Origin of the sequence: Pseudomonas sp. DR 5-09, from assembly GCF_001655595.1 — a bacterium.
GTDB lineage: Bacteria > Pseudomonadota > Gammaproteobacteria > Pseudomonadales > Pseudomonadaceae > Aquipseudomonas > Aquipseudomonas pharyngis.
Genome location: NZ_CP011566.1, coordinates 2,589,171 through 2,613,806 on the forward strand (window position 1 = coordinate 2,589,171; position 24,636 = coordinate 2,613,806).

The 24,636-nt window shown below is 61.7% G+C and carries 21 protein-coding genes; 12 read left to right on the plus strand and 9 right to left on the minus strand.

What is annotated here, in order from left to right:
• The first annotated feature begins 12 nt into the window (after window positions 1-12).
• Window positions 13-627 (plus strand): GNAT family N-acetyltransferase, encoded by a 615-nt coding sequence (locus PDR5_RS11630; RefSeq protein ID WP_064595512.1) that lies wholly within the window; start codon window positions 13-15, stop codon window positions 625-627.
• Here PDR5_RS11630 and PDR5_RS11635 read toward each other — a convergent pair.
• Together PDR5_RS11635 and PDR5_RS11640 are read right to left on the minus strand one after the other, a co-directional pair.
• Complete coding sequence (locus PDR5_RS11635; RefSeq protein WP_064595514.1) at window positions 593-1,486, minus strand: LysR family transcriptional regulator; 894 nt, start codon at window positions 1,484-1,486, stop codon at window positions 593-595. The genes PDR5_RS11630 and PDR5_RS11635 overlap by 35 nt on opposite strands.
• Before the next feature lie 85 nt (window positions 1,487-1,571).
• On the minus strand, window positions 1,572-1,808 hold the full coding sequence (locus tag PDR5_RS11640; RefSeq protein ID WP_007956926.1) for a hypothetical protein: 237 nt from the start codon (window positions 1,806-1,808) through the stop codon (window positions 1,572-1,574).
• A 185-nt stretch (window positions 1,809-1,993) separates the two neighbouring features.
• Here PDR5_RS11640 and PDR5_RS11645 point away from each other — a divergent pair, with 185 nt between their 5' ends.
• Window positions 1,994-2,551 (plus strand): NADPH-dependent FMN reductase, encoded by a 558-nt coding sequence (locus PDR5_RS11645; RefSeq protein WP_007956924.1) that lies wholly within the window; start codon window positions 1,994-1,996, stop codon window positions 2,549-2,551.
• Window positions 2,552-2,720: 169 nt separating this feature from the next.
• Entirely contained in the window at window positions 2,721-4,004 is a 1,284-nt protein-coding gene (locus PDR5_RS11650) for an arsenic transporter (protein WP_064595516.1), read from the plus strand.
• A 74-nt stretch (window positions 4,005-4,078) separates the two neighbouring features.
• Here PDR5_RS11650 and PDR5_RS11655 read toward each other — a convergent pair whose 3' ends face one another.
• Window positions 4,079-5,029, minus strand: coding sequence for a DUF1853 family protein (locus tag PDR5_RS11655; protein ID WP_064595518.1), 951 nt, complete (start codon window positions 5,027-5,029; stop codon window positions 4,079-4,081).
• A gap of 115 nt (window positions 5,030-5,144) precedes the next feature.
• On the opposite strand from PDR5_RS11655, the gene PDR5_RS11660 reads away from it, so the two are divergent.
• Genes PDR5_RS11660 through pepN form a run of 6 tightly spaced genes read left to right on the plus strand, consistent with a single transcriptional unit; the run spans window position 5,145 to window position 11,658 of the window.
• Window positions 5,145-6,035, plus strand: coding sequence for an NAD(+) kinase (locus PDR5_RS11660; protein ID WP_011333623.1), 891 nt, complete (start codon window positions 5,145-5,147; stop codon window positions 6,033-6,035).
• Window positions 6,032-7,006, plus strand: coding sequence for a metallophosphoesterase (locus tag PDR5_RS11665; RefSeq protein WP_172829526.1), 975 nt, complete (start codon window positions 6,032-6,034; stop codon window positions 7,004-7,006). Before PDR5_RS11660 ends, PDR5_RS11665 begins: the two co-directional genes overlap by 4 nt.
• Window positions 7,003-7,872, plus strand: a complete 870-nt coding sequence (locus PDR5_RS11670) for a rhomboid family intramembrane serine protease (protein WP_064595524.1) — start codon at window positions 7,003-7,005, stop codon at window positions 7,870-7,872. The genes PDR5_RS11665 and PDR5_RS11670 overlap by 4 nt, the downstream gene beginning before the upstream one ends.
• 30 nt (window positions 7,873-7,902) lie before the next feature.
• Window positions 7,903-8,163: a YeaC family protein gene (locus tag PDR5_RS11675; RefSeq protein WP_011333626.1), complete on the plus strand. Its 261-nt coding sequence runs from the start codon at window positions 7,903-7,905 to the stop codon at window positions 8,161-8,163.
• Window positions 8,160-8,990, plus strand: coding sequence for a DUF2797 domain-containing protein (locus PDR5_RS11680; RefSeq protein WP_064595529.1), 831 nt, complete (start codon window positions 8,160-8,162; stop codon window positions 8,988-8,990). The genes PDR5_RS11675 and PDR5_RS11680 overlap by 4 nt, the downstream gene beginning before the upstream one ends.
• Before the next feature lie 10 nt (window positions 8,991-9,000).
• Window positions 9,001-11,658, plus strand: coding sequence for an aminopeptidase N (gene pepN / locus PDR5_RS11685; protein WP_064595531.1), 2,658 nt, complete (start codon window positions 9,001-9,003; stop codon window positions 11,656-11,658).
• Between the two features lie 323 nt (window positions 11,659-11,981).
• Here pepN and katG read toward each other — a convergent pair whose 3' ends face one another.
• Window positions 11,982-14,249, minus strand: coding sequence for a catalase/peroxidase HPI (katG, locus tag PDR5_RS11690; RefSeq protein WP_064595532.1), 2,268 nt, complete (start codon window positions 14,247-14,249; stop codon window positions 11,982-11,984).
• Between the two features lie 325 nt (window positions 14,250-14,574).
• On the opposite strand from katG, the gene PDR5_RS11695 reads away from it, so the two are divergent.
• Window positions 14,575-16,611 carry a TonB-dependent receptor gene (locus PDR5_RS11695; RefSeq protein WP_064595534.1) on the plus strand — a complete coding sequence of 679 codons (2,037 nt, stop codon included), beginning with the start codon at window positions 14,575-14,577 and terminating at the stop codon, window positions 16,609-16,611.
• Between the two features lie 49 nt (window positions 16,612-16,660).
• On the opposite strand, the gene PDR5_RS11700 is transcribed toward PDR5_RS11695, so the two are convergent.
• Entirely contained in the window at window positions 16,661-18,871 is a 2,211-nt protein-coding gene (locus PDR5_RS11700; RefSeq protein ID WP_064595535.1) for an LTA synthase family protein, read from the minus strand.
• 438 nt (window positions 18,872-19,309) lie between these two features.
• Here PDR5_RS11700 and PDR5_RS11705 point away from each other — a divergent pair, with 438 nt between their 5' ends.
• Both PDR5_RS11705 and PDR5_RS11710 read left to right on the plus strand, forming a co-directional pair.
• Window positions 19,310-20,323 carry an ABC transporter substrate-binding protein gene (locus tag PDR5_RS11705; protein ID WP_064595536.1) on the plus strand — a complete coding sequence of 338 codons (1,014 nt, stop codon included), beginning with the start codon at window positions 19,310-19,312 and terminating at the stop codon, window positions 20,321-20,323.
• A 158-nt stretch (window positions 20,324-20,481) separates the two neighbouring features.
• Complete coding sequence (locus PDR5_RS11710; protein WP_007956881.1) at window positions 20,482-20,898, plus strand: organic hydroperoxide resistance protein; 417 nt, start codon at window positions 20,482-20,484, stop codon at window positions 20,896-20,898.
• Window positions 20,899-20,982: 84 nt separating this feature from the next.
• On the opposite strand, the gene PDR5_RS11715 is transcribed toward PDR5_RS11710, so the two are convergent.
• The 4 genes from PDR5_RS11715 to PDR5_RS11730 form a co-directional block, all read right to left on the minus strand.
• Window positions 20,983-21,459, minus strand: coding sequence for a copper chaperone PCu(A)C (locus PDR5_RS11715; protein ID WP_064595537.1), 477 nt, complete (start codon window positions 21,457-21,459; stop codon window positions 20,983-20,985).
• Window positions 21,459-22,064: an SCO family protein gene (locus PDR5_RS11720; RefSeq protein ID WP_064595539.1), complete on the minus strand. Its 606-nt coding sequence runs from the start codon at window positions 22,062-22,064 to the stop codon at window positions 21,459-21,461. The genes PDR5_RS11715 and PDR5_RS11720 overlap by 1 nt, the downstream gene beginning before the upstream one ends.
• Before the next feature lie 151 nt (window positions 22,065-22,215).
• Entirely contained in the window at window positions 22,216-23,631 is a 1,416-nt protein-coding gene (adeC, locus tag PDR5_RS11725; RefSeq protein ID WP_064595541.1) for an AdeC/AdeK/OprM family multidrug efflux complex outer membrane factor, read from the minus strand.
• A 62-nt stretch (window positions 23,632-23,693) separates the two neighbouring features.
• Window positions 23,694-24,488: a helix-turn-helix transcriptional regulator gene (locus PDR5_RS11730; RefSeq protein WP_064595544.1), complete on the minus strand. Its 795-nt coding sequence runs from the start codon at window positions 24,486-24,488 to the stop codon at window positions 23,694-23,696.
• Window positions 24,489-24,636 lie beyond the last annotated feature (148 nt).

A 24,636-nucleotide genomic window follows, 5' to 3' on the forward strand; every position in this document is an offset into this window, starting at 1 on the left:
GCTTTCCCGAGTATGCAACCGGTCATGAATCCGAAATACCCAGGGTTGTCGGTGCGAGTCGCCGACGACGGTTTTGCCGCTTACATCTGGGGCAGCGATTTCAGCTTCGAGGTGGCCGCCTACGGCACGGCCGAAATCGGCAAACCCGTGGCGCAATGGGCCGTGACGCCCATCGTGCCGTATCGCAAGTGCTACGGCATCGATCCGGAGGAGTTCAGCAGTTTTCGCGATGCCGCTGACAGTGCGATTTTCATGGCGTACCTGGAGGATGAGCCGGTCGGGCATCTGGTGATCAGCACCAACTGGAACGGCTTCGCCCATATCGATGAACTGGCGGTGCACGCCCCGGCGCGGCGCCATGGGGTGGCCAAGGCCCTGCTCGACGTGGCGCAGTTCTGGAGCCGCAAGAAGAAGCTGCCGGGAGTCATGCTGGAAACCCAGAACAACAACCTCGGCGCCTGCCGCCTGTATGAGCGTTGCGGGTATGTGATCGGCGGCATCGACCACTTGCGTTATCGCGGCATCGATCCGAACACCGCCGAAGTGGCGCTGTTCTGGTATCGATTGTTCGATAACCCGCTGGAGCATCCGATCAGTTCGCCAGCATCGCCACGGCTTGTTCCGTGACGATCCCGAGCAGCGTCTGAATCGCCGCTGACGGCGTGGCGTGTTTGAAGGTCAGGGCATAGAGGCTGATCGGCACCGCGGGCGACAACGGGCAGACATCGAGACCGCCCGCCCGCGCGCCAAGGGCAGTGAACGGGTCGACGATCGCCAGGCCTTCGCCGGCCTCGACCATGCTGCGCATCATCTGGTGGGTCTGCACCCGGGTCTGGATGGTCGGCGCCGGGCGCAGGGCCTGGAGCTTGTTTTCCAGGGCCGGGCTCAGCGGGTCCTGGCCCTCGAGGCCGACCATCGCCTGACCGGCCAGATCCTGCAGGGAAATGTATTTCTGCTTCGGTTGCAGCCAGCCGTGGGGCGCAAGCAATTGCAACTTGCCCTGGGCCAGCGGCTGGCAATCAATGTCAGGGTGTTGTGGATCGTGCAGGCTCAGGCCCAGATCGCTGTCGCGCAGCAGCAGGTGGCGGACGATGTCGCGGGTCGGCTCGCTGAGCAGGGTGCAGGGCACGTCGGGCAGGCGCCGGCGCAGGGCGGCGAGGCTTTGCGGCAGCAGTTGCTGGGCCAGCGGCGGGGTGCCGATGATCCGCAGGGGTGGGGCGAGATATTGCTTGAGGCTGCTGGCCAGCCGTTGCACCGGTTCCAGCGCTTCATAGATGTGGCCGATCTCGACTTGCAGCGCCCGGGCCTCCGGGGTTGGCTGAAGTCGTCCGCGTACGCTGGCGAACAGCATGAAACCAAGCTGACTCTCGGCTTCGCGCAAACGCTCCTCGACCTCGGGCGCCGCTAGTTGCAGCCATTCGGCGGCGGTGCCCACGTGACCGGTCTGCAAAAGCGCCTGAATCACTTCGATATGACGTAAACGCATGCGTGAAGTCCATGTCCGGCCGTTGGGGTCAGTGGCTGAATCCTACCCCAACTCGGCGCGGATGACTTCTGCTCATAACGATCGGTTATGAAGCGACCGATGGCTCGGGTTCGCGGATCAGGGTGATGCCCGACTGAACCAGCAGGAACTCGTTGTCGTCGATCTTGTTGACGCGGTCGCCAATCGCCAGCTTGTAGGTGGTAACGGGCTCCGTGCCGGTGAAACCGTCTGCCGACGGGTTGGATTCCTGGAACTCATGCACGGAATAAACGCGGCCTTCCGCATCTCTTGCATGGAACTGACCGACGAGTACTGCTGCCATCTGCTTAGAACCTCTGGAGATAAAACGCTTGATTTGCGGCTTGGTAGACCGTCATCGAGCTTGGTAAGTTTTCCTACATGAAAAAAATATTCCAGACGCGGGAAATAACCTTCGGCGTCTGGTGGAATCGTCATCGGATCATCTATAACTACTGGCTCCTCCCACGGACAGTCGAGAGTCTTCCAATGAGCAATGTCTATAACGTCGCAGTAGTCGTCGGCAGCCTGCGCAAGGCGTCCATCAACCGCAAGGTCGCCCTGGCGCTGGCGGAACTGGCACCGGCCAATCTCAAGCTGAACATTGTCGAAATTGGCGATCTGCCACTCTACAACGAAGACATCGACGGCGATTCACCGCCGGCAGCCTACAGCACTTTCCGGCAAAAAGTGGGCTCATCCGACGCTCTGCTGTTTGTCACCCCGGAATACAACCGCTCGGTGCCGGCGCCTTTGAAGAATGCCATTGACGTCGGTTCGCGGCCCTATGGCAAGAGTGTCTGGAGCGGCAAACCGGGAGCGGTGATCAGCGTTTCGCCGGGTGCCATCGGCGGTTTTGGCGCCAACCAGCATTTGCGTCAGTCCTTCGTTTTCCTCAACGTGCCGTGCATGCAGCAGCCGGAAGCCTACCTGGGCGGCGCGGGCACGGCGTTCGATGAGGCGGGGAAACTGAACGAGTCGGTGAAGCCGTTCCTGCAAAGTTTCATCAATGCTTTTGGCGAGTGGGTGGCGCAGCACAAGAAGTGATTCGCTGATTTTTCTGACAAGATATCGACCCTGTGGGAGTGAGCCTGCTCGCGATCTCGGTGTATCAGCTGGCACATCAGTTGAATGACACACCGCCATCGCGAGCAGGCTCGCTCCCACAGATATTTTGTTGTGGCTCGTTTTCTAACCTGATTGAAGGCTGTCGCGAATGCTCGCTGCGTCACTGATTTTCCTGCTGACCATTACCCTGGTGATCTGGCAACCCAAAGGCCTCGGGGTCGGCTGGAGTGCAACATTCGGCGCCATCGTTGCGCTGATTTTCGGCGTGGTACACCTGAGCGACATCCCGCTGGTATGGCAAATCATCTGGAACGCCACCGGCACGTTCGTAGCGCTGATCATCATCAGCCTGCTGCTCGACGAGGCGGGGTTCTTCGCCTGGGCGGCGTTACACGTAGCGCGGTGGGGACGGGGCAGCGGGCGCAAGCTGTTTGCCTTCATGGTGCTGCTGGGTGCGCTGGTCTCGGCATTGTTCGCCAATGACGGGGCGGCGCTGATCCTCACACCCATCGTGATTTCCATGCTGCTGGCCCTGCGTTTTTCTCCGGCGGCGACCCTGGCGTTCGTCATGGGCGCGGGGTTCATTGCCGACACCGCGAGCCTGCCGCTGGTGGTGTCGAACCTGGTGAATATCGTCTCGGCCGATTTCTTTCACATCGGATTCAACCGTTATGCGGCGGTGATGGTGCCGGTCAACTTCGTCAGCGTCGCTGCCACGCTGGGCATGTTGCTCTGGTTCTTCCGCCGCGACATTCCCAAGGCTTACGACCCGGAACAGCTCGAACATCCGCAAACCGCCATTCACGACAAAGCCACGTTCTACGCCGGTTGGGCGGTGCTGGTGATTCTGCTGATCGGCTGTTTCGCGCTGGAGCCGCTGGGCATTCCGATCAGTGCGATCTCGGCGGTGTGCGCGGCGCTGTTGCTGGCGATTGCCGCGCGCGGGCACAAGATCTCCACGCGCAAGGTGATGAAAGAGGCGCCGTGGCAGATCGTGATTTTCTCGCTGGGCATGTATTTGGTGGTCTACGGGCTGCGCAATGCCGGGCTCACCGATTATCTGGCCGGGTGGCTCAATGTATTCGGCGATTACGGTGTATGGGGCGCGGCGATGGGCACCGGGGTGCTGACGGCCTTGTTGTCGTCGATCATGAACAACCTGCCGACGGTGCTGGTCGGTCTGCTGTCGATCGATGCCAGCCAGGCCAGCGGTGTGGTGAAGGAGGCGATGATCTACGCCAACGTGATCGGCAGCGACCTGGGACCGAAAATCACCCCGATCGGCAGTCTGGCGACCTTGCTCTGGCTGCATGTGCTGGAGCGCAAGAACATCAAGATCGGCTGGGGGTATTACTTCAAGGTCGGGATCGTGCTGACGGTGCCGGTTCTGTTGGTGACCTTGGCGGCACTCGCCGTGAGACTTTCCATTTAGACCGAGTCGGCTCAATCGCTGCGGTGCGACGACTCGACTTGCCAGCGAAGGGGCCGGATCAGACGGCACAGAAATCAGGATTGGCCCGGCACATTCGGCCACAGATCCGACACCAGAAACAGCCGCTCGGCTTCTTCCCACTCGCCCCGGGCATTTTCGGTCAGGCGCACCATCAGTTGCGCCGGGGCCAGCGGTTCGAGTTCATCGAGCCAGGCCTGCAAGTGCCCGTTGCTCCAGGTCTGCTCCGCCGGGTAGTGCGCCGGCGCCAGCCAGGCGTGGCGGGGCAGGGGTTGCCAGCGTCCGGCCGGGCGCTGAGCGACAAACGCCGGCCAGTCTTTCTGATGCAGCCAACTGCCACGCAAATGCTGAGGATGGGCGCCGCTGGGTGGCACCGACTGGCCGGGCCACGGATACAGCAAGTATCCGCCCAGCCACAGTTGCGCACTGAACGACCTGACATCCAGCGCCGCCAGCACTTCGCGGCTTTCCGGGCGCGCGGAGATCGGCAGCTGATGTTCGCTCAAATGCGCCAGTTTGCGATCCAGTCGATCATGACAGCCCGGCCCCAGCCACGACGCCGGATCATGCCCGTCGCCGTTCTGTGGGCCGAGGTAGAGCTTGATCGCCAGTTCCAGGTGATGCACGCCGTCGCGGTCGCGCAGCAGCATGTCCAGCTCGCCGAGGGTGTGACCTTCGCGGCGGATCGGCAGGTTGGCGGCGATCAGTTCGATGCCTGGCGCGTGCTCCACCGCAAATTGCCACAACCGCTCGTAATACAGGCCCAGGCGCCGGGTGCGGGCCTGGGACAGCCAGTGCAGCAGGCCGTAACTGTCGCGGTCGAGCTGGCGCAACCAGTGTTCCAGCCGCTCGGGGTCGCTGACCCAGTCGCTGCCCGCCAGCGGATGGCGCTGCGGCCACGGGGTAGCGGCGAGCATCGGCGGGGCGAGGATCACCCACGCCAGATCACGCACCTCAGGGTGGCGTAACTGGTGGGGCAACTGCAGCAAATCGGGAAATAGGATCATCTTGCGAGCATAGCCTCAAACACCGGTGCAGCCTCGGGGCTGAAAGGATTTTGTCTATCCGGCGCTTTCGCCCATAATCGTGCTTTTCGCCGTCTCAGTCCCCCGCAGGAGTCCCATGGAGCAATTTCGTAATATCGGCATCATCGGTCGCCTGGGCAGCTCCCAGGTGCTGGATACCGTCCGCCGACTGAAACGCTTCCTGCTCGATCGTCACCTGCATGTGATTCTCGAAGACACCATCGCCGAAGTCCTGCCGGGCCATGGCCTGCAAACCTCGTCGCGCAAGATGCTCGGCGAAGTCTGCGACATGGTGATCGTGGTCGGCGGTGACGGCAGCCTGCTCGGCGCGGCGCGGGCACTGGCCAAACACAATATTCCGGTACTCGGGATCAACCGTGGCAGCCTCGGCTTTCTCACCGATATTCGCCCCGACGAGCTGGAAATCAAGGTCGCCGAAGTGCTCGACGGCCATTATCTGGTGGAAAACCGCTTCCTGCTGCAAGCCGAAGTCCGTCGCCACGCCGAAGCCATCGGCCAGGGCGATGCGCTGAACGACGTGGTGCTGCACCCGGGCAAATCGACGCGGATGATCGAGTTTGAGCTGTACATCGACGGCCAGTTCGTCTGCAGCCAGAAGGCCGACGGCCTGATCGTCGCCACTCCGACCGGTTCCACCGCGTACGCACTGTCCGCCGGTGGCCCGATCATGCATCCCAAGCTTGACGCTATTGTGATTGTGCCGATGTACCCCCATACCTTGTCGGGCAGACCGATCGTGGTCGATGGCAACAGTGAGCTGAAAATCGTCGTGTCCAAAGATATGCAGATCTACCCGCAGGTCTCCTGCGACGGGCAGAACCACTTCACCTGCGCGCCGGGTGACACCATCACCGTCAGCAAGAAAGCGCAGAAGCTGCGGCTGATTCATCCGCTCGACCACAACTACTACGAAGTCTGCCGGACCAAGCTCGGCTGGGGCAGCAAGTTGGGTGGTGGAGGCGACTGATGCTCGATCCCGCGCGCAGTTATGACCTGATTGGTGACGTGCACGGATGCGCCCTGACCCTGGAACACCTGCTGGACCGTCTCGGTTATCACAAGCAGGGCGGAGTCTGGAGGCATCCGTCGCGCATGGCCGTGTTTGTCGGCGACATCATCGACCGCGGCCCGCGGATTCGCGAGGCGCTGCACATCGTCCACGATATGGTCGAGGCCGGTCAGGCGTTGTGCATCATGGGCAACCACGAGTTCAACGCACTCGGCTGGAGCACCCCGGCGCCTCCGGGCAGCGGCAAGCAGTTCGTCCGTGAACACACGCCGCGCCATGCCCGCCTGCTGCATGAAACCCTGACCCAGTTCGAAAACCATCCGGGTGACTGGCACGACTTCCAGCAATGGTTCTACCAACTGCCGCTGTTCGTCGACGCCGGACGTTTCCGCGTGGTGCATGCCTGTTGGGATGCCGGCCTGATCGAGCCGCTGCGCGCGCTGTTCCCCGATGGCTGCATCGATGAACACTTCCTCCAGGCCTCGGCGGTGCCGGGCAGTTTCGCCTGCACCGTGTTCGATCGCCTGCTGCGCGGCACCGACATGCGCCTGCCGGATGGCCTGACCATGACCAGCGGCGATGGCCTGGTGCGTTCGTTCTTCCGCACCAAGTTCTGGGAAGACGACCCGCAGACCTACGGCGACATCGTGTTCCAGCCAGATGCCTTGCCGGAGCCGGTGGCGCAGAAGCCGCTGACCTCCAGCGAAAAGAATTCCCTGCTGCGCTACGGCGTCGATGAGCCGTTGCTGTTCGTCGGTCATTACTGGCGCAGCGGCAAACCGGCGCCGATCCGCCCGAACCTCGCGTGCCTGGATTACAGCGCGGTGCTCTACGGCAAATTGGTGGCCTATCGTCTGGATCAGGAAACTCGCCTCGATCCGCATAAATTTGTCTGGGTCGACGTCGAGCGGCCGGAGGTGCTGCGATGAGTGCCATAGCCGTCTTGCGTGTGCCGTTGGCGGCGGACCTGAGTGGCTTCGTCAAACTGCTGCAACGCATGCAAGTGCCCCATCGCGTCAGCGAAGAGGCGGGCGAGCAGGTGTTGTGGGTGCCCTCGGAAATCAGCGACGACGTGCGCTCGCTGTACGAGCGTTTCCCGGCGGGCGACCCGGATCAGCAGCTGGAAATTCCGGCGGCGCCGACGCTCAAGCGCCCGAGCTTTGCCGAGCAACTGAAACACGCCAAGGCCACCGGGTTCATTCTGCTGCTGAGCCTGATCGTCGGCGGGTTGACCTTCCTTGGCGATAACCTCGACACGATGCGTTGGCTGACCTTCCTCGATTTTCGCGTGGTCGGCGACTACATCCACTTCACACCACTGGCCGACAGCCTGGCAGCGGGGCAGTGGTGGCGCCTGTTTACGCCGATGCTGATCCACTTCGGCATCCTGCACCTGGCCATGAACGGCATGTGGTACTGGGAGCTGGGGCGGCGCATCGAGTCGCGCCAGGGCAGCGTCAACCTGATCGGTCTGACGCTGCTGTTCGGCCTGGTTTCCAACTATGCGCAGTTCGCATGGGGCGGCCCGAGCCTGTTCGGCGGCCTGTCCGGCGTACTTTACGGATTGCTCGGTCACTGCTGGATCTTCCAGTTGCTGGCGCCGAACCCGGCCTATCGCCTGCCGCGCGGCGTGCTGGCAATGATGCTGGTGTGGTTGCTGGTGTGCATGTCCGGGCTGATCTCGATGATCGGTTTCGGCGAAATCGCCAACGCTGCCCACGTGAGCGGGTTACTCATCGGATGCTTAACCGGTTTGTTGGGCGGTTTGTACAACCGCCGTAAACTGGCCGCCTGAATTTTTTGAATAAAGAGCACGGAGACCCTGATGTCCTCTTTTAACGATTTGATCAAGAACATCACCCCGGACATCTACCAGAGCCTGAAACTGGCGGTGGAGATCGGCAAATGGTCCGACGGCGGCAAACTCACCGCCGAGCAGCGCGAGCTGTCGTTGCAGGCAATGATCGCCTGGGAAATGCAGAACCTGCCCGAGGAAGAGCGCACCGGTTACATGGGCCCGCAGGAATGCGCCTCGAAGTCGATCGAAGTGCCGAACATTCTGTTCAAGTCGGACGCCCTCCATTGATCGAGATCGGCCGCGGTGCAATCAGCAAAATGTCGGCGCGCCTGGACGGGCCGAACGTGCAGTACGCGTTTCGTCTGGATGACGTCGAGGTGCCGGTCAACCCGTTGATCGGCAGCACGGTGCGTCTGGAATACCTGGGGGCGATTCACTGCACCCATTGCGGGCGCAGGACCAAGACCAGTTTCAGTCAAGGCTACTGCTATCCGTGCATGACCAAACTCGCCCAGTGCGACATTTGCATCATGAGCCCGGAGCGCTGCCACTTCGAGGCCGGCACCTGCCGTGAGCCGGAGTGGGGCGAGAAGTTCTGCATGACCGACCACATCGTCTACCTGGCCAATTCGTCGGGGATCAAGGTCGGCATCACTCGCGCCACCCAGTTGCCGACCCGCTGGCTCGACCAGGGCGCCAGTCAGGCGCTGCCGATCATGCGCGTTTCGACGCGGCAGCAGTCGGGCTTCGTCGAAGACCTGTTCCGCAGCCAGGTGGCGGACAAGACCAACTGGCGCGCCTTGCTCAAGGGCGACGCGGCGGCGGTGGATCTGGCGCAGGTGCGCGATCAACTGTTCGAAAGCTGCGCCCCGGGTCTGCAAGGTTTGCAGGAGCGATTCGGTCTCCAGGCCATTCAGACCATCGCCGATGTCGATCCGCTGGAAATCCGCTACCCGGTCGAGCAGTACCCGGCCAAGATCGTCAGCTTCAACCTGGACAAGAACCCGATTGCCGAAGGCACGCTGCTGGGGATCAAGGGCCAGTACCTGATCTTCGACACCGGCGTGATCAACATTCGTAAATACACGGCCTACCAGCTCGCCGTGCATCAATAAGGACTTCAGCATGCGCACCGAACAACCGAAGATGATTTACCTGAAGGACTATCAGGCGCCCGAGTACCTGATCGACGAAACACACCTGACCTTCGAGTTGTTCGAGGACCACAGTCTGGTCCACGCGCAACTGGTGATGCGCCGCAACCCGGCCCGTGGCCCGGGCCTGCCGCCGCTGGTGCTCGATGGCCAGCAACTGGAGTTGCTCTCGGTGACCCTGGCCGACCAGGAACTGAGCGCCGCCGACTACCTGCTGACGGAAAATCACCTGACCCTGCAACCGGCCAGCGAAACCTTCACGGTCGACACCAGCGTCAGGATCCACCCGGAAACCAACACTGCACTGGAAGGCCTGTACAAGTCCGGCACGATGTTCTGCACCCAGTGCGAGGCCGAAGGCTTCCGCAAGATCACCTATTACCTCGACCGTCCGGACGTGATGAGCAAGTTCACCACCACCGTAGTGGCCGAGCAGCACAGCTATCCGGTGTTGCTGTCCAACGGCAACCCGATCGCCAGCGGCCCTGGCGAAGATGGCCGGCACTGGGCGACCTGGGAAGACCCGTTCATGAAACCGGCGTACCTGTTCGCGCTGGTGGCCGGTGACCTGTGGTGCGTTGAAGACTCCTTCACCACCATGACCAACCGCAATGTGGCGCTGCGCATCTATGTCGAGCCGGAAAACATCGACAAGTGCCAGCACGCCATGAACAGCCTGAAGAAGTCGATGCGCTGGGACGAAGAGGTCTACGGTCGCGAGTACGATCTGGACATCTTCATGATCGTCGCCGTCAACGACTTCAACATGGGCGCCATGGAGAACAAGGGCCTCAACATCTTCAACTCCAGCGCCGTGCTGGCCCGCGCCGAAACCGCCACCGACGCCGCGCACCAGCGGGTAGAAGCGATCGTCGCCCACGAATACTTCCACAACTGGTCGGGCAACCGCGTGACCTGCCGCGACTGGTTCCAGCTGTCGCTGAAGGAAGGCTTCACGGTGTTCCGCGATGCCGGTTTCTCCTCTGACATGAACTCGGCCACGGTCAAGCGCATTCAGGACGTGGCGTACCTGCGTACCCACCAGTTCGCCGAAGATGCAGGTCCCATGGCCCACGCCGTGCGCCCGGACAGCTTCATCGAGATTTCCAACTTCTACACCCTGACCGTGTACGAAAAGGGCTCGGAAGTGGTCGGCATGATCCACACCCTGCTGGGCGCCGAAGGCTTCCGCAAGGGCAGCGATCTGTACTTCGAACGCCACGACGGCCAGGCCGTGACCTGCGATGACTTCATCAAGGCCATGGAAGATGCCAACGGCGTCGACCTGACTCAGTTCAAGCGCTGGTACAGCCAGGCCGGCACACCGCGTCTGGCGGTGAGCGAGTCTTACGACGCCGCCGCGAAAACCTACAGCCTGACCTTCCGCCAGAGCTGCCCGGAAACCCCGGACAAGGTTGAAAAACTGCCGTTCGTGATCCCGGTCGAACTGGGCCTGCTCGACAGCCAAGGCAACGAGATTGCCCTGCGTCTGGCCGGCGAAGCCTCGGCTCAAGGCACCACCCGGGTGATTTCGGTGACCGAAGCCGAGCAGACCTTCACCTTCGTCGACATCGCCGAACAACCGCTGCCGTCCTTGCTGCGTGGCTTCTCGGCGCCGGTGAAACTGAGCTTCCCGTACAACCGCGATCAGCTGATGTTCCTGATGCAGCACGACACCGATGGTTTCAATCGTTGGGATGCCGGCCAGCAACTGTCGGTGCAGGTGCTGCAAGAGTTGATCGGCCAGCAGCAGAAGGGCGAAAGCCTGGTGCTCGACCCGCGTCTGGTTTCCGCGCTGCGCACCGTGCTGTCGGACGAAACACTGGATCAGGCGATGGTCGCGGAAATGCTCTCGCTGCCAAGTGAGGCGTACCTGACCGAAATCAGCGAAATCGCCGACGTCGACGCGATCCACACCGCCCGCGAATTCGCCCGTCAGCAACTGGCGGACAACCTGTTCGAGGCCCTGTGGCTGCGTTATCAGGCCAACCGCGACCTGTCGAAGCAAACCCCGTACGTGGCCGAAGCCGAGCACTTCGCCCGTCGCGCGTTGCAGAACATCGCGCTGTCGTACCTGATGCTCAGCGGCAAGCCGGAAGTGCTGGCAGCAACCCTGGAACAGTTCGACAGCTGCGACAACATGACCGAACGCCTGACCGCGCTGGCGGTGCTGGTCAACTCGCCGTTCGACGAGCAGAAAGCCACCGCACTGGCCAGTTTCGCCGAGCACTTCAAGGACAATCCGCTGGTCATGGATCAGTGGTTCAGCGTGCAGGCCGGCAGCACCTTGCCGGGCGGTCTGGAGCGGGTGAAAGCGCTGATGCAGCACCCGGCGTTCAACATCAAGAACCCGAACAAGGTGCGTGCGCTGGTCGGTGCGTTCGCCGGGCAGAACCTGATCAACTTCCACGCGGCGGACGGCTCTGGTTATCGCTTCCTCGCCGATTTGGTGATTGAGCTGAACGGCTTCAACCCGCAAATCGCTTCGCGTCAACTGGCGCCGCTGACCCGCTGGCGCAAGTATGACGGCGCTCGTCAGGCGCTGATGAAGGCGGAACTGGAGCGGATTTTGGCTTCGGGGCAGCTGTCCAGTGATGTGTATGAGGTGGTGAGCAAGAGTTTGGCTTGAGGCTGGTCGTTTTGGGTTGGTCTTGAGATGGTGTTTCAACTTTAGATCCAGCCCTCACCCTAACCCTCTCCCGGAGGGAGAGGGGACTGATTGCGGGATGCTTCAGATTTACGCCGACCTGATCCTGCTTTACCGAATCCATAATCGACTCGATTCTTCAGGTCGATGTATCGCGCAATACACCTCGGTCGGCTCCCTCTCCCTCGGGGAGAGGGCTGGGGTGAGGGGGTTGGGTTTCAGCTACACCGCATTACTTCCGCAGAACCGGCTATAAAAAACGCCGCTCAATGAGCGGCGTTTTTTGTGGCCAGATGAAAAAGCCCTTATTGCCGCAAATCAAACCGATCCAGATCCATCACCTTCGCCCACGCAGCAACGAAATCGTTGACGAACTTTTCCTTCGCATCGGAGCTGGCATACACCTCGGCCAGCGCCCGCAGTACGGCGTTGGAACCGAATACCAGATCGACCCGGGTCGCCGTCCATTTCACGCTGCCGGTTTTACGGTCGCGGCCTTCGAACTCGGTTTTCGACGTCGGTTTCCATTCCACGCCCATGTCCAGCAGGTTGCGGAAGAAGTCGTTTGTGAGGGAGCCGGGTTTGTCGGTGAACACCCCGTGTTTCGTCTTGCCGACGTTGGTGTCCAGCACCCGCAGACCGCCGATCAGTACGGTCATTTCCGGGGCGGAAAGAGTCAGCAGTTGCGCCTTGTCGATCAGCAGCGCTTCAGCCGGCACGCGGTAGGTGTTGGCGGCGTAGTTGCGGAAGCCGTCGGTGTGCGGTTCGAGGAAGCCGAACGACTCGACGTCGGTTTGCTCCTGAGTCGCGTCGGTGCGCCCCGGATTGAACGGCACAGTCACCGTATGCCCGGCGTTTTGCGCCGCTTGCTCGACACCGGCGTTACCGGCCAGCACGATCAGGTCCGCCAGCGAGACTTGCTTGCCTGTCGCTCCAGTGTTGAACTCGTTTTGAATGCCCTCGAGGACTTTCAGCACCTTGTCCAGTTGCTCAGGCTGGTTGGCCTGCCAGAATTTCTGCGGTGCCAGACGCAGGCGCCCGCCATTGGCGCCGCCGCGTTTGTCCGAGCCCCGGAAGGTCGATGCGGCCGCCCAAGCGGTGGAAACCAGTTCCGAAATGGACAGCCCCGACGCCAGTATTTTGCCTTTCAGCGCCCTGATATCGCTGTCGTCCACCAGTGGATGCCTAGCCTCGGGAATCGGGTCTTGCCACAGCAGTTCTTCCTGGGGCAATTCCGGGCCGAGGTAGCGCGACAGCGGGCCCATGTCACGGTGAATCAGCTTGTACCAGGCGCGGGCGAAGGCATCGGCCAGTTGATCGGGATTGGCCAGGAAGCGCCGCGAAATCTTCTCGTAGGCCGGGTCGAAACGCAGGGCCAGGTCGGAGGTGAGCATGGTCGGGTCGATGCGTTTGTTCGGGTCGTGGGCGTGGGGGATGGTGCCGGCGCCGGCGCCGTTTTTCGGTTTCCACTGATGGGCGCCGGCGGGGCTCTTGGTCAGTTCCCACTCGAAGCCGAACAGGTTTTCCAGGTAGTTGTTGCTCCACTTGGTCGGGGTGGTGGTCCAGGTCACTTCCAGGCCGCTGGTAATGGTGTCGGCGCCCTTGCCGGTGCCGAAGCTGTTCTTCCAGCCCAGGCCTTGTTCTTCGAGGCCGGCGGCTTCCGGTTCCGGTCCGACGTTGTCGGCGGGGCCTGCGCCGTGGGTCTTGCCGAAGGCGTGACCACCGGCGATCAGGGCGACGGTTTCCTCGTCGTTCATGGCCATGCGGCCGAAGGTTTCGCGGATGTCCTTGGCCGAGGCCACCGGGTCGGGATTGCCTTCGGGGCCTTCCGGGTTCACGTAGATCAGGCCCATCTGCACCGCGGCCAGCGGGTTCTCGAGGTTGCGTTCGCCCTGATTGGTGCGGCTCTCTTCATTGCCGTGCTCGGCGGGTTCGGCCACCAGCGTGCCTTCGCCCGGCGGCTGCATGGATTCCGGATCCTTGCCGTAGCGGTTATCGCCGCCCAGCCATTTGTTTTCCGAGCCCCAGTACACGTCTTCGTCCGGTTCCCAGACATCCGCGCGGCCGCCGGAGAAACCGAAGGTCTTGAAGCCCATCGATTCCAGCGCGACGTTGCCGGTGAGCACGATCAGGTCGGCCCAGGAAATGTTGCGGCCATATTTCTGCTTGATCGGCCACAGCAGCCGTCGGGCCTTGTCGAGGCTGACGTTGTCCGGCCAGCTGTTGAGCGGGGCGAAGCGTTGCTGGCCGGAGCCGGCGCCGCCACGGCCGTCAGCGGTGCGATAGGTGCCGGCGCTGTGCCAGGCCATGCGGATGAAGAGCGGGCCGTAGTGGCCGAAGTCCGCTGGCCACCAATCCTGGGAGTCGGTCATCAGCGCCGTCAGATCGCGTTTGAGGGCCTGGAAATCCAGGCTCTTGAAAGCCTTGGCATAGTCGAAGTCCTTGCCCATCGGATCGGATGCGGGCGAGTGCTGACTCAGGATTTTCAGGTTCAGTTGATTCGGCCACCAATCGCGGTTCGTCGTGCCACCGCCGGCGGCGTGATTGAACGGGCATTTCGATTCATTTGCCATGTTCGGGATCCTTATCAGGTCTTCTGCGGCCGGCTCGTGCCGACTTCGGACTAGTAAGGCTAGACCCGACTTGGCAAGTCAGCTAATAGGCCGACTATTGGTGCCTGATAGGCGCAGTCTCTTATGCGAAGTGCAGGGAACCTGCAGGGCAGGGCGCTGAAATGCCCGTGCTTGAGCGCTGGTTTGCATGTGTCTGGGTGAAACGGGATGGTCATTGGAAATGTTATTGTATAACATAAAAATGATTTCATCTGATTGGCGTCGGTAATACACCCTGTGTAGCGCTGGCATCGATCCTTACTTTTCTGCCTGACGGATTCCTGAAATGCCTTCCCGCTTCCACGCCTTCCAACCCCGCCTGACGCTCATGGCCTCGGCGCTGCTGATCGCTTCGCCCGCATTTGCCGCCGACCCGCTGGAACTGCAACCGCAAGTCATCACCGGCAATCCGCTGGGCAGTCAGACCCTGGCCTCGCCCTCGACCGTGTTGAGCGGTGACAGCCTGACGCTGCAACAAAAGGGCAGCCTCGGCGAAACCCTGAACAAGCAGCCGGGCGTGTCGTCGTCCTACTTCGGCCCGGGTGCCAGTCGGCCGATCATTCGCGGGCAGGACGGCGATCGCATTCGCATCCTGCGCAACGGCGTCGGCGCGCTGGACGCCTCGTCGCTGTCCTACGATCACGCAGTGCCGCTGGATCCGGTCAACGTCGAACGCATCGAAATCGTCCGCGGCCCCGCAGCCTTGCTGTATGGCGGCAGCGCCATCGGCGGGGTGGTCAATACCTTCGACAACCGCATCCCGACCGAAGCCATCGACGGCATTCACGGTGCCGGCGAGTTGCGCTATGGCGGCGCCGACACCACCCGCAGCAGCGCCGGCAAGCTTGAAGCCGGTAACGGCCAGTTCGCCTTGCACCTGGACGCCAGCGCCCGCGAGTTCAATGACCTGAAGATTCCGGGCTACGCCAGAACCGGCCGTGAACGGGCGAACGACGATGGCGATTCGAAAAAGCATCGGCTGGCCAACAGCGACGGTCGTCAGGACGGCGGTGCGGTGGGCGGGTCGTACACCTGGGATGACGGTTACGCGGGGCTGTCGTACAGCAATTACGATTCGAACTACGGCTCGCCGGCCGAAGACGATGTGCGCATCCGCATGGAGCAGGAGCACTACGCGTTCGCCTCGGAAATCCGCAACCTCGACGGCCCGTTCAGTTCGTTGAAACTCGACGCTGGCTACACCGATTACCAGCACCGGGAAATCGAAGGCGGCGAAGTCGGCACCACGTTCAAGAACAAGGGCTACGAGGCGCGGGTCGAGGCCCGGCATCAGCCGCTGGGGCCGTTCAATGGGGTGATTGGCGCGCAAGTCAGTCGCAACGAATTCTCGGCGCTGGGCGAAGAAGCCTTCGTGCCGCACACCGATACCGATGCCGGTGCACTGTTCATTCTTGAAGAGCTGCAAGCCACGGATCGTCTGCTGTTCACCCTCGGCGGACGCCTTGAGCACACCACGGTCGATCCGGACGCCAAAGGCAACGAGCGTTTCGCCAATGCCGATCGCTCCAGCAGTTTCACCGCCGGCAGCCTGTCATCCGGTGCGGTGTACACGCTGACGCCGATCTGGTCGGTCGCCGCCACGCTGGGCTACACCGAGCGCGCGCCGACGTTCTATGAGCTTTACGCCAACGGCGCCCACGTCGCCACCGGCACTTATGAAGTCGGGGACGCGGGACTGTCGAAAGAAAAAGCCGTCTCCAGCGACCTCGCCCTGCGTTTCGACAACGGCACCCACAAGGGCAGCGTCGGCGTGTTCTATAGCCATTTCTCCAACTACATTGGTCTGCTCGGGACCGGGCGCACGCTCAACGACGAAGGCGAGGAAGACGCCGATGGCATTCCTGAATACACCTACTCCGGCGTACGGGCGCGCTTCAGCGGTATCGAAGCGCAGGATCGCTGGACCCTTGGCGAAAACGCCTACGGCAAGTTTGCGCTGGAGCTGTCGGGCGACTACACCCGCGCCAAGAACCTCGACAACGGCCAGGACCTGCCGCGCATCGCGCCGCTGCGGTTAAACACTGGGTTGTTGTGGGAGCTGGATCGCTGGCAGGCGCGGATCGATGTGGAACACGCCAGTTCCCAGCACCGGGTGCCGGACAACGAAAGTAGCACCGACGGCTACACCACGCTGGGGGCCAATGTGGGTTATCACTTTGATGTTGGTCAGAGCAAGTGGCTGGCCTTCGTCAATGCCGAGAACCTGACCAACCAGACCGTGCGTTACGCCAGCTCGATCCTGCGGGATATTGCGCCGGCAGAAGGGCGCAGCATTCAGGTCGGACTGCGCACCACGTTCTGATCGGTCACACCGGACAGGCGCCAGCGTCGTTGCGACGCTGGCGTCGACCTCAACTCGATTGAGCGGTGTCTTCCTCCGGGATCTCGTCCAGCAGATCCTGTTGCCCCGGCAGTTCGGTGATCACGCTGAAATCACTGACTTCCACGGCGCCCAGCCCATACCCCAGCAAGTGAAACGAGAACGCCTTGCGCGGTTGCGGGTTGTCGAAGCTGAAATCCATCTCCAGCGGCTGATCCGCCGTGGCGACCATCTCGGTCGGCAGGCCCAGTTGCACGTCCTGTTCGAACTCCTTGGCCTTGAGCTGAATGTACGCTGCCTGCTGCGGATCGACCGAACGTACGGTCAGGCGCACGCGGGTATGGGAGCCCTTGGGCATTTCCAGATACTGCGCGCCGATCAGGTTGTCGGCCCAGTCGTCCTTGATCTGCGCTTGCAGCGGGATGACGTTGGCGCTGCCGAACTGATAACGCTGGTTGAGCGGGGTGCGCAGCAGCGACAGATCCAGGGCCGAGGCGCGGGCGGCGATATCCCGGGCATTCTGGCTGCTGGCGTTGCCCTTGAACGTGGCGCTTTCGGCGATGAAACCTTGGCTTGCGTAATTGCGGCAACGGCGCGGCATGTCGCATTCGGTCAGGAGGCCGCGACCGTCGTGGTAACGCAGCTTGCCGTTGGTGAACGACATGATTTCGCGGCCCGAATCGTAATCGCGAAACAACGAGCGACCGCTGAGGGCGGAGGGCACCGGAAAGTCGAAGTAATCCAGAATCGACGCGCTCAGATCGACGTGACCATAGACCCCGGCGTTCAGGCGCGGCAGTTGCGCCTGTTCCGGCGCGAGGGTCAGGTTGAAGCCCCAGGACGACGCGAGGCGTACGCCGTCGATGCCGTGGGATTCGTCCGAGGTGATCACCACCAGCGTGTCTTTCAGCACGCCCTGGCGTTCGAGGCCGCTGAGAAACTGTTCCAGTGCATCGTCCAGATAACCGACGGCGGCCTGCTTCGGCGTGTCGTAGCGTTGCAGGTAGTCCTCGGGCGCGGAGTAGGGCTGGTGAGTGCCGACGGTCAGCAGCGTGAGCATCCACGGCTGTTTCTGCTTCTTCAGTTCGCCGACGTATTTCAGTGCGCCTTCGAAAAACGCCTTGTCATCCTTGCCCCACGGGAATTCCAGGTAGTTGGCGTTGGTGAACCATTCCAGGCCATGGGTCGCATCGAACCCGATGTGCGGCATGATCTTGTCTTTGGCCATGAACCGCAGCCCTGCGCCTTGCAGGTAGTGCGTGGCAAAACCGTGCTGACGCAACTGGGCCGGCAGGCACGCCTGATTGCGCTCGTGCTGGGTCAGCATTTCCACGCCCTTGGGCGTGCCGTTGTCGAGCTTGTCGTAATCGCCGCAGAGCATGGCGTACAGACCGCGAATGGTCTGGTGGGTGTGCAGCACGTAATCCGGGGTGTTCATGCCGCGCTCGGCCCAGCGGCTGAGGTTGGGCATCAGGTCTTCCTGATAATGGCTGCCGATGGCCTGGCGATTGGCGCCGATGTAAGCGCCGGGAATGCCTTCGAGGGCGACGATCAGCACATTGCGCGCCTGACCCTTGGCCGCCAGCAACGGGTGACCGTTCAGATCGACATCGGTGAGCCCGGCCATCGGTGGAGGCGCGACTTGAGTGTCGCCGTCCAGCCATTCTTCAGCCTGCATCTGCACGTCGGCGACCTGCGCGGCCAGCAGTTGGTGCGGCAGGTTGTACAGGCGCCACGGGTCGGCATCGCTCGGGTCCAGGTGTTGCGCGCCCCAGTACGCGCAGAACAGCAGCACCGGCGTCGCCCAGGTTGCACGGGGCAGAGCGCGAACCGGTGTCGCACGTCGAGTCCAATGACTGAGCAGCCACACGGCCAGGGCCACCAGCAGCGCAACCGCCACGCCGGGATGGGCGAAGCCGCCGCCGGTGGAGTTTTCCACGAACTGCGGGTCGATCAGATAATGCAGATCCGCTACGGTCGGCAGGCGACCTACCGCGCTGACCAGTTCCGCGGTCGCCACCGCCAGCAATCCCCAGAACAGCAATACCGGCAGCACCAGCCACCAGGGACGGCGGTGCAACACCACCACCAGCAGACTGCCGATGGCCAGGTCCGACAGGTAACCGAACAGGCTCGACCAGCCGAGTGCCGCCCGCAGGCACACCGGCACGATCAGTACCAGAAAAAACAGAGAGAGAAGGCGGGCATCCAGGCACCGCAGCCGTTGAAAAAGAGCGCTCACAAAAAAAGACCTTCCAGCCATTAAACCGTCATAAAAGTGTGGGCGATGATACCAAGCGTCGGCAGTCTGATCGCCTTTTTAAACGGCAGGGTGATCTGCTCCCCGGAGGGTGCTGTTAGCCACCCGGATGAGCCGGGGCCTTGATCGGCGACCGTCCTGGCGGTTTTCCGGCCTGAGTGCGGCGGCGGTTTTATTGTTTCAGGCTGTTTAAGCGGCATTCACCTGCGTGTGACATTGGCCTTCCGAAGCGGTCAGCGTAAAGATGTCGCCGAGCAGCTGGCTGCAGCGGTGTCGATGGCTAGGGCGCGGACTTGCGAGCGTTTCTGCAAGTCTGACGTTCAGGTGATATCAATATGCGATAACGGTATTTAAATTTCGTTTTTTATAGCGATAGAGTCCGGCCTCACAGATTTCCCTGTAAATCACTGCGAGGTTGTCATGGCCTTACCGTTAAAACGTTCTGCACTGACGCTGCTGGCGGCCTCGCTGGCCGGCGCGTTGCTCGGCAACACTGCACAAGCCGAAGGCAAGATCAGCATCGCCCAGCAATTCGGCATCGGTTATCTGATTCTGGATGTGGTGCGCGATCAGCACTTGATCGAGAAACACGGCAAGGCCCAGGGGCTGGACATCAAGGTCGACTGGAACAGTATTTCCGGCGCCACCGCCATGAATGAAGCGCTGCTCACCGGATCGCTGGACGTGGTCTCGGCGGGCGTGCCGCCGATGCTTACCGTGTGGGATCGCACCAAGGGCAAGCAGAACGTCAAGGCCATCGCTTCACTGGGCTCGATGCCCAACTACCTGCTGACCAATAACCCGAACGTCAAAACCCTCAAGGACTTCAGCGACAAGGATCGCATCGCCGTGCCGGCATCGGGTGTGGGCTTCCAGTCGCGCACGCTGCAGATCGAAACGGCCAAGGAATTCGGCAATGACCAATACAAGAAATTCGACGACATCTCCGTCAGCCTGCCGCACCCTGATGCGACGGCTGCACTGATCGCTGGCGGCTCGGAAATCAACGCGCATTTCTCCAGCCCACCGTTCCAGTACCAGGCGTTGCAGAATCCCAACGTGCATAAAGTGCTGAGTTCCTACGACGTGCTCGGCGGCCAGGCCACGTTCAACGTGCTCTACACAACGGAAAAATTCCACGACGAAAACCCGAAAACCTACAAGGCGTTCTACGACGCCCTGGCCGAGGCCGAGAAGATCATCAAGGCCGACAAACCTGCGGCGGCTCAGGCCTACATTCGGGTGGAACAGTCAAAGCTGCCGCTGGCACTGGTCGAGAAAATCGTCACCGATCCGGAAATCGATTTCACCGTGGTGCCGCAGCGCACCTTTATCTATGCAGAGAAATTGCAGGAGCTGGGCGTGCTGAAAAACAAGGCGGACAGCTGGAAGGATTATTTCTTTGAAGAGGCGCATGGCGGGGCGGGGAGTTGAACGGCCGTCATTTCTGAACAACCCGCACGTCCGCCGGTCGGGTAAGCGGCAAACTCGCGTCTATAGTGAGAGGGCTGTGTGAAACGGGTGGCGCACCTCAAGGCTGCGACGGGAGGCGCCGAGTGAACAGTCTGCTGTTTTCCATTCAGGAGATCGCCATGAGTCAGATCGAAAAAGTCCTCTACACCGCGAAAACCCACACCACCGGCGGACGTGACGGCGCCTCGCGCAGTTCCGACGGGATCCTCGACGTAAAACTGTCGTCGCCCGGCTCCAGTGGCGGCGGGACCAATCCGGAGCAATTGTTTGCCGCAGGCTGGTCGGCATGTTTCATCGGCGCGATGAAAGCGGTGGCGGGGCAGCAGAAAATCAGCCTGCCAGCGGACCTGGCGGTGGATGCCGAAGTGGACTTGGGTACCAACTCGGGAGGGTATCTGTTGCAGGCGCGATTGAATGTAAGCCTGCCGGGCATGGAGCGCGGCGCGGCGCAGCAACTGGTGGATGCGGCGCATCAGGTGTGCCCGTACTCCAAGGCCACGCGCAACAATATCGAGGTCGAATTGAAACTGGTCTGATATCCAGATGCAAAAGGGGCGGCATGATCATCGATCATGCCGCCCCTGTTGTTTTTTTGAAGCCGTAGATCTGTCAGTCAGCGATCAATGCATCTTGCTGTGATCGTGGCCTTCCATGGTCAGCGCCTTGACCGGCGCTTTCACTTCCACGGTTTCCTTTTCGCCCTTGGCGTTTTCGATAGTCAGGGTCAGCGGCACGCTGTCGCCTTCCTTCAGTTGAGCGGTCAGGCCCATCAGCATCACGTGGTAGCCATTCGGATCGAAGTTGACGGCTTTGCCAGCTGGCAGGTCGACCGATTTCACCGGGCCCATGCTCATCACGTCGTTTTTCATGGTCATCTCATGAATCTGCACGTCCTTGGCCGCCGGCGAAGCAACGCTGAGCAGCTTGCTGTCGCTGTCGGCGGTGACGGTCATGAACGCGCCGCTGGCCGACTGGTTCGGCACGGTCGCGCGCACCCACGCGTCGTCGACCTTGGTCTGCGCCGATACCTGGAACGCCAGGCCCAGCAGGGACAGGCCCAGTGCGGCACGTTTGATGTGGTTCAGAAAGGGGTTCATCAGCAGACCTCCATGACGGTAAGCAAATCTTCCGTGCACTCTTGTGCAGAAAGCGATTGAGACAGGCCCACACGCAACGTGCCCCGGGTGTCGTAGACATAGCTGGTGGCGGTGTGGGAAAGGGTATAGGTGTCGCCGGCCGGGACTTTTTCGTAGAACACGTCGAATTCCTTGGCGGTGGCCTTGGTTTCTTCGAGGGTGCCGTACAGCGCGACGAAGCTTTGATCGAAGGTCTTGACGTAGGCGTCGAGGATTTCCGGGGTGTCGCGTTCCGGGTCGAGGGTGATGAACACCACTTGCAGGATGTCGCCGTCCTTGCCCATCAGCTTCTTGATTTTCGCGGCGCGGGCCAGCGTCGTCGGGCAGATCGCCGGGCACTGGGTGAAGCCGAAGAAGATCATCGGCATCAGGCCGCGAAAGCTCGACAGCGTCACGGTGTTGCCTTCGGTGTCCTTGAGCTTGAAGGTGCGTCCGAGGATCTTGTCGCTCAGATCCTTGCCGTACTTGTACGACAGTTCGCCGCGGGTGTCGCAGCCGGCGAGCAGGCCGAGACCGAGTACGCCCATTCCCGCAAGCACCTTGCGGCGAGTCAACAAAGCCGTCATTTCATACCGCCCTTTGGAGCCCGCCGGTCGGCAGGACAGGCGGGCGGGTTAACCGTAAAAGCGGCGCATGATACCAAAATGATCCAGCAGGTCGGTTTTTGATCACCTGTCAATGTCGGAACAGGCGACAAAAGGTGTAAGAAAACATGACTCAATGTGCTGGCGGTGGCGGCTCGACCGGGCTCCAGCCGCCGCCCAGCGCGGTGTACAGATTCACTTGCGCCACCAGTTGCGCCAACCGGTCGGTAATCAGCCCTTGCTGAGAACTGAACAACGAACGCTGAGCATCGAGGAACGTCAGGCTGCTGTCGACGCCGCTGCGATAGCGATGCTGCGCCATGTCGTAATAATCCTGGGTCGCCTGCACCAGATCGCGCTGGGCCTGGAGCTGTTGTTCGTAGGTCTGGCGCGCCGCGAGGCCGTCGGACACTTCCTGAAATGCCGTCTGAATGGTCTTTTCGTACTCGGCGACGCTGATGTCTTTTTGCAGCTTCGCGTAGTCCAGGCTGGCGCGCAGACTGCCGGCGTTGAAGATCGGCAGGTTGATCTGCGGCTGGAACGTCCAGGCCCCGGAGCCGCCCTTGAACAGCCCGGACAGGTCGCGGCTGGACGTCCCGGCATTGGCGGTCAGGCTGACACTCGGGAAAAACGCCGCCCGCGCCGCGCCGATGTTGGCATTGGCAGCGCGCAGCTTGTATTCGGCCTGGAGAATGTCCGGCCGACGTTGCAGCAGATCGGACGGCAACCCGGCCGGCACGGATGCCACCAGGTCGCTGTCCAGCGGACGCGCCGGAAGGTGCTCGGGCACCGGCGCACCCACCAACAACGTCAGGCTGTTAAAGTCCTGGGCGACCTGACGCTGATAACGAGCGAGGCTTGCGCGGGTGCTGTCGACGCTGGTCTGCGCCTGAATCTGGTCCAGCGCCGAGGATTTGCCGGCCTCGCGGTTGCGGGTGGTCAGGTGCAGGCTTCGTTCGTCGGCGGCCAGCGTTTCCCGGGCCAGCACTAGCAACTCCTGATCGGCGCGCCAGGTCAGGTAAGCGTTGGCGACGTTGGCCACCAGACTCAATTGCGCACTGCGCCGGGCCTCTTCGGTGGACAGCCAGGTCAGCAGCGCCTGCTCGCTGAGGCTGCGTACCCGGCCGAAGAAGTCCAGTTCATAGGCGCTGATGCCCAGATTCACCGAGTAGGTCGAGGTGATCGCCGCTTGGGTTCGGGTCACGCTGGACGGCACCCGCTGACGCAGTTGGTTGGCATTGGCCGAGACCGCCGGCAGTAGATCGGCGCGCTGGATGCGGTACTGCGCCTGGAACGCCTCGACGTTCAGCGCGGCCACCCGCAGATCACGGTTGTTGACCAGCGCGCTTTCAATCAGTTGCTGCAACGCCGGGTCATTGAACAGTGCGCGCCAGTCCTCGGCGCGGGGCGTGACCGGGGATTGCGCGGCATACGCGGGACCTTGCGGATACTGCGCGGCACTCGGCGATGCCGGTCGCTGGTAATCGGGAATCAACGAACAACCGCCCAGCAGCGCAGCGGACAGCAGGGAAATCGGCAACCTGAACATCAAACAGCCTCGTTCACGAATGAGGGCGGACGCCGGGCGCCCGGAATGAGAAAAATGCCGGATCAGGCCCCAGCCATCCATTTCGCCAGACCGTGTCGCCCGCTGACCCCAAGCTTGGCGGCCGCACGTTTGAGGTAGGTCTCGATCGAGCTGTTCTTGACCCGCAGCTTTTCTGCCATCTGCGGCACGGTGCCGCCGGTCAGCAGGCCCAGGCAGACCTCTTTCTCTCGCACCGACAAGGTGATGTCACCCAACGCCAGGCGTTCGTCGAACACCTGTTGCAATGGTGTCTGGGGTTGATCGGCTTGTGGCGCGCGGGGTTGCCTGGCGGTGATTTGGCGACTGATGTGCGCGTGGCGCTCGATCAATGGCAACAAGGTGTCGGACAGGCGCTTGAGGAACGACAGTTCCGGCAGGGAAAACACCCGATGCGTGTGGGGGCGGTAGAACGAGATGACGCAACGGCGGTTGGACGTGCGTGACACCAGATTGCATTGGTGGACGCTGTGGTGCGGGTGTCGATGCTGGAGCGAGGCTTTCAATTGAATCAGTAGCGAGTCGTTCATCTCGATCATCTGTTGCAGCAGCGGGTGGTCGTCCGGGTGCTGCAACGGGGCCGGGGGCGGGAAGGTGTCCGGCAAACCGGCGCTGCCCAACGCCTTGATCTCGACCACGCTGGATTCCCGTTCGTCCAGGGTCCACTCACTGAGATCGACGCGATTGACCGGAACGAGGTTGTCGACCAGCTGGAACATGTTGGTGGCAAAACGCTCGTTGCCGGTGCTGGCGATCAGTTCACCCAGTTGCCAGTAAAAGTGCGGATTTTCCATGTTGCGAAGACTGCCGGTCAGATTCATATCCTTGTCATCCTTGATTTAGAGCCATTGCCGAATCGTCTGCCGTGCATGCACCCGTGAAACGCCCACCCAGTTGTTTCTCCTGAAAATCGATCTGGAACGGGATTTAAGCCTATGCATTTGTCCTACGTCTGTAGGGGAAAACAGG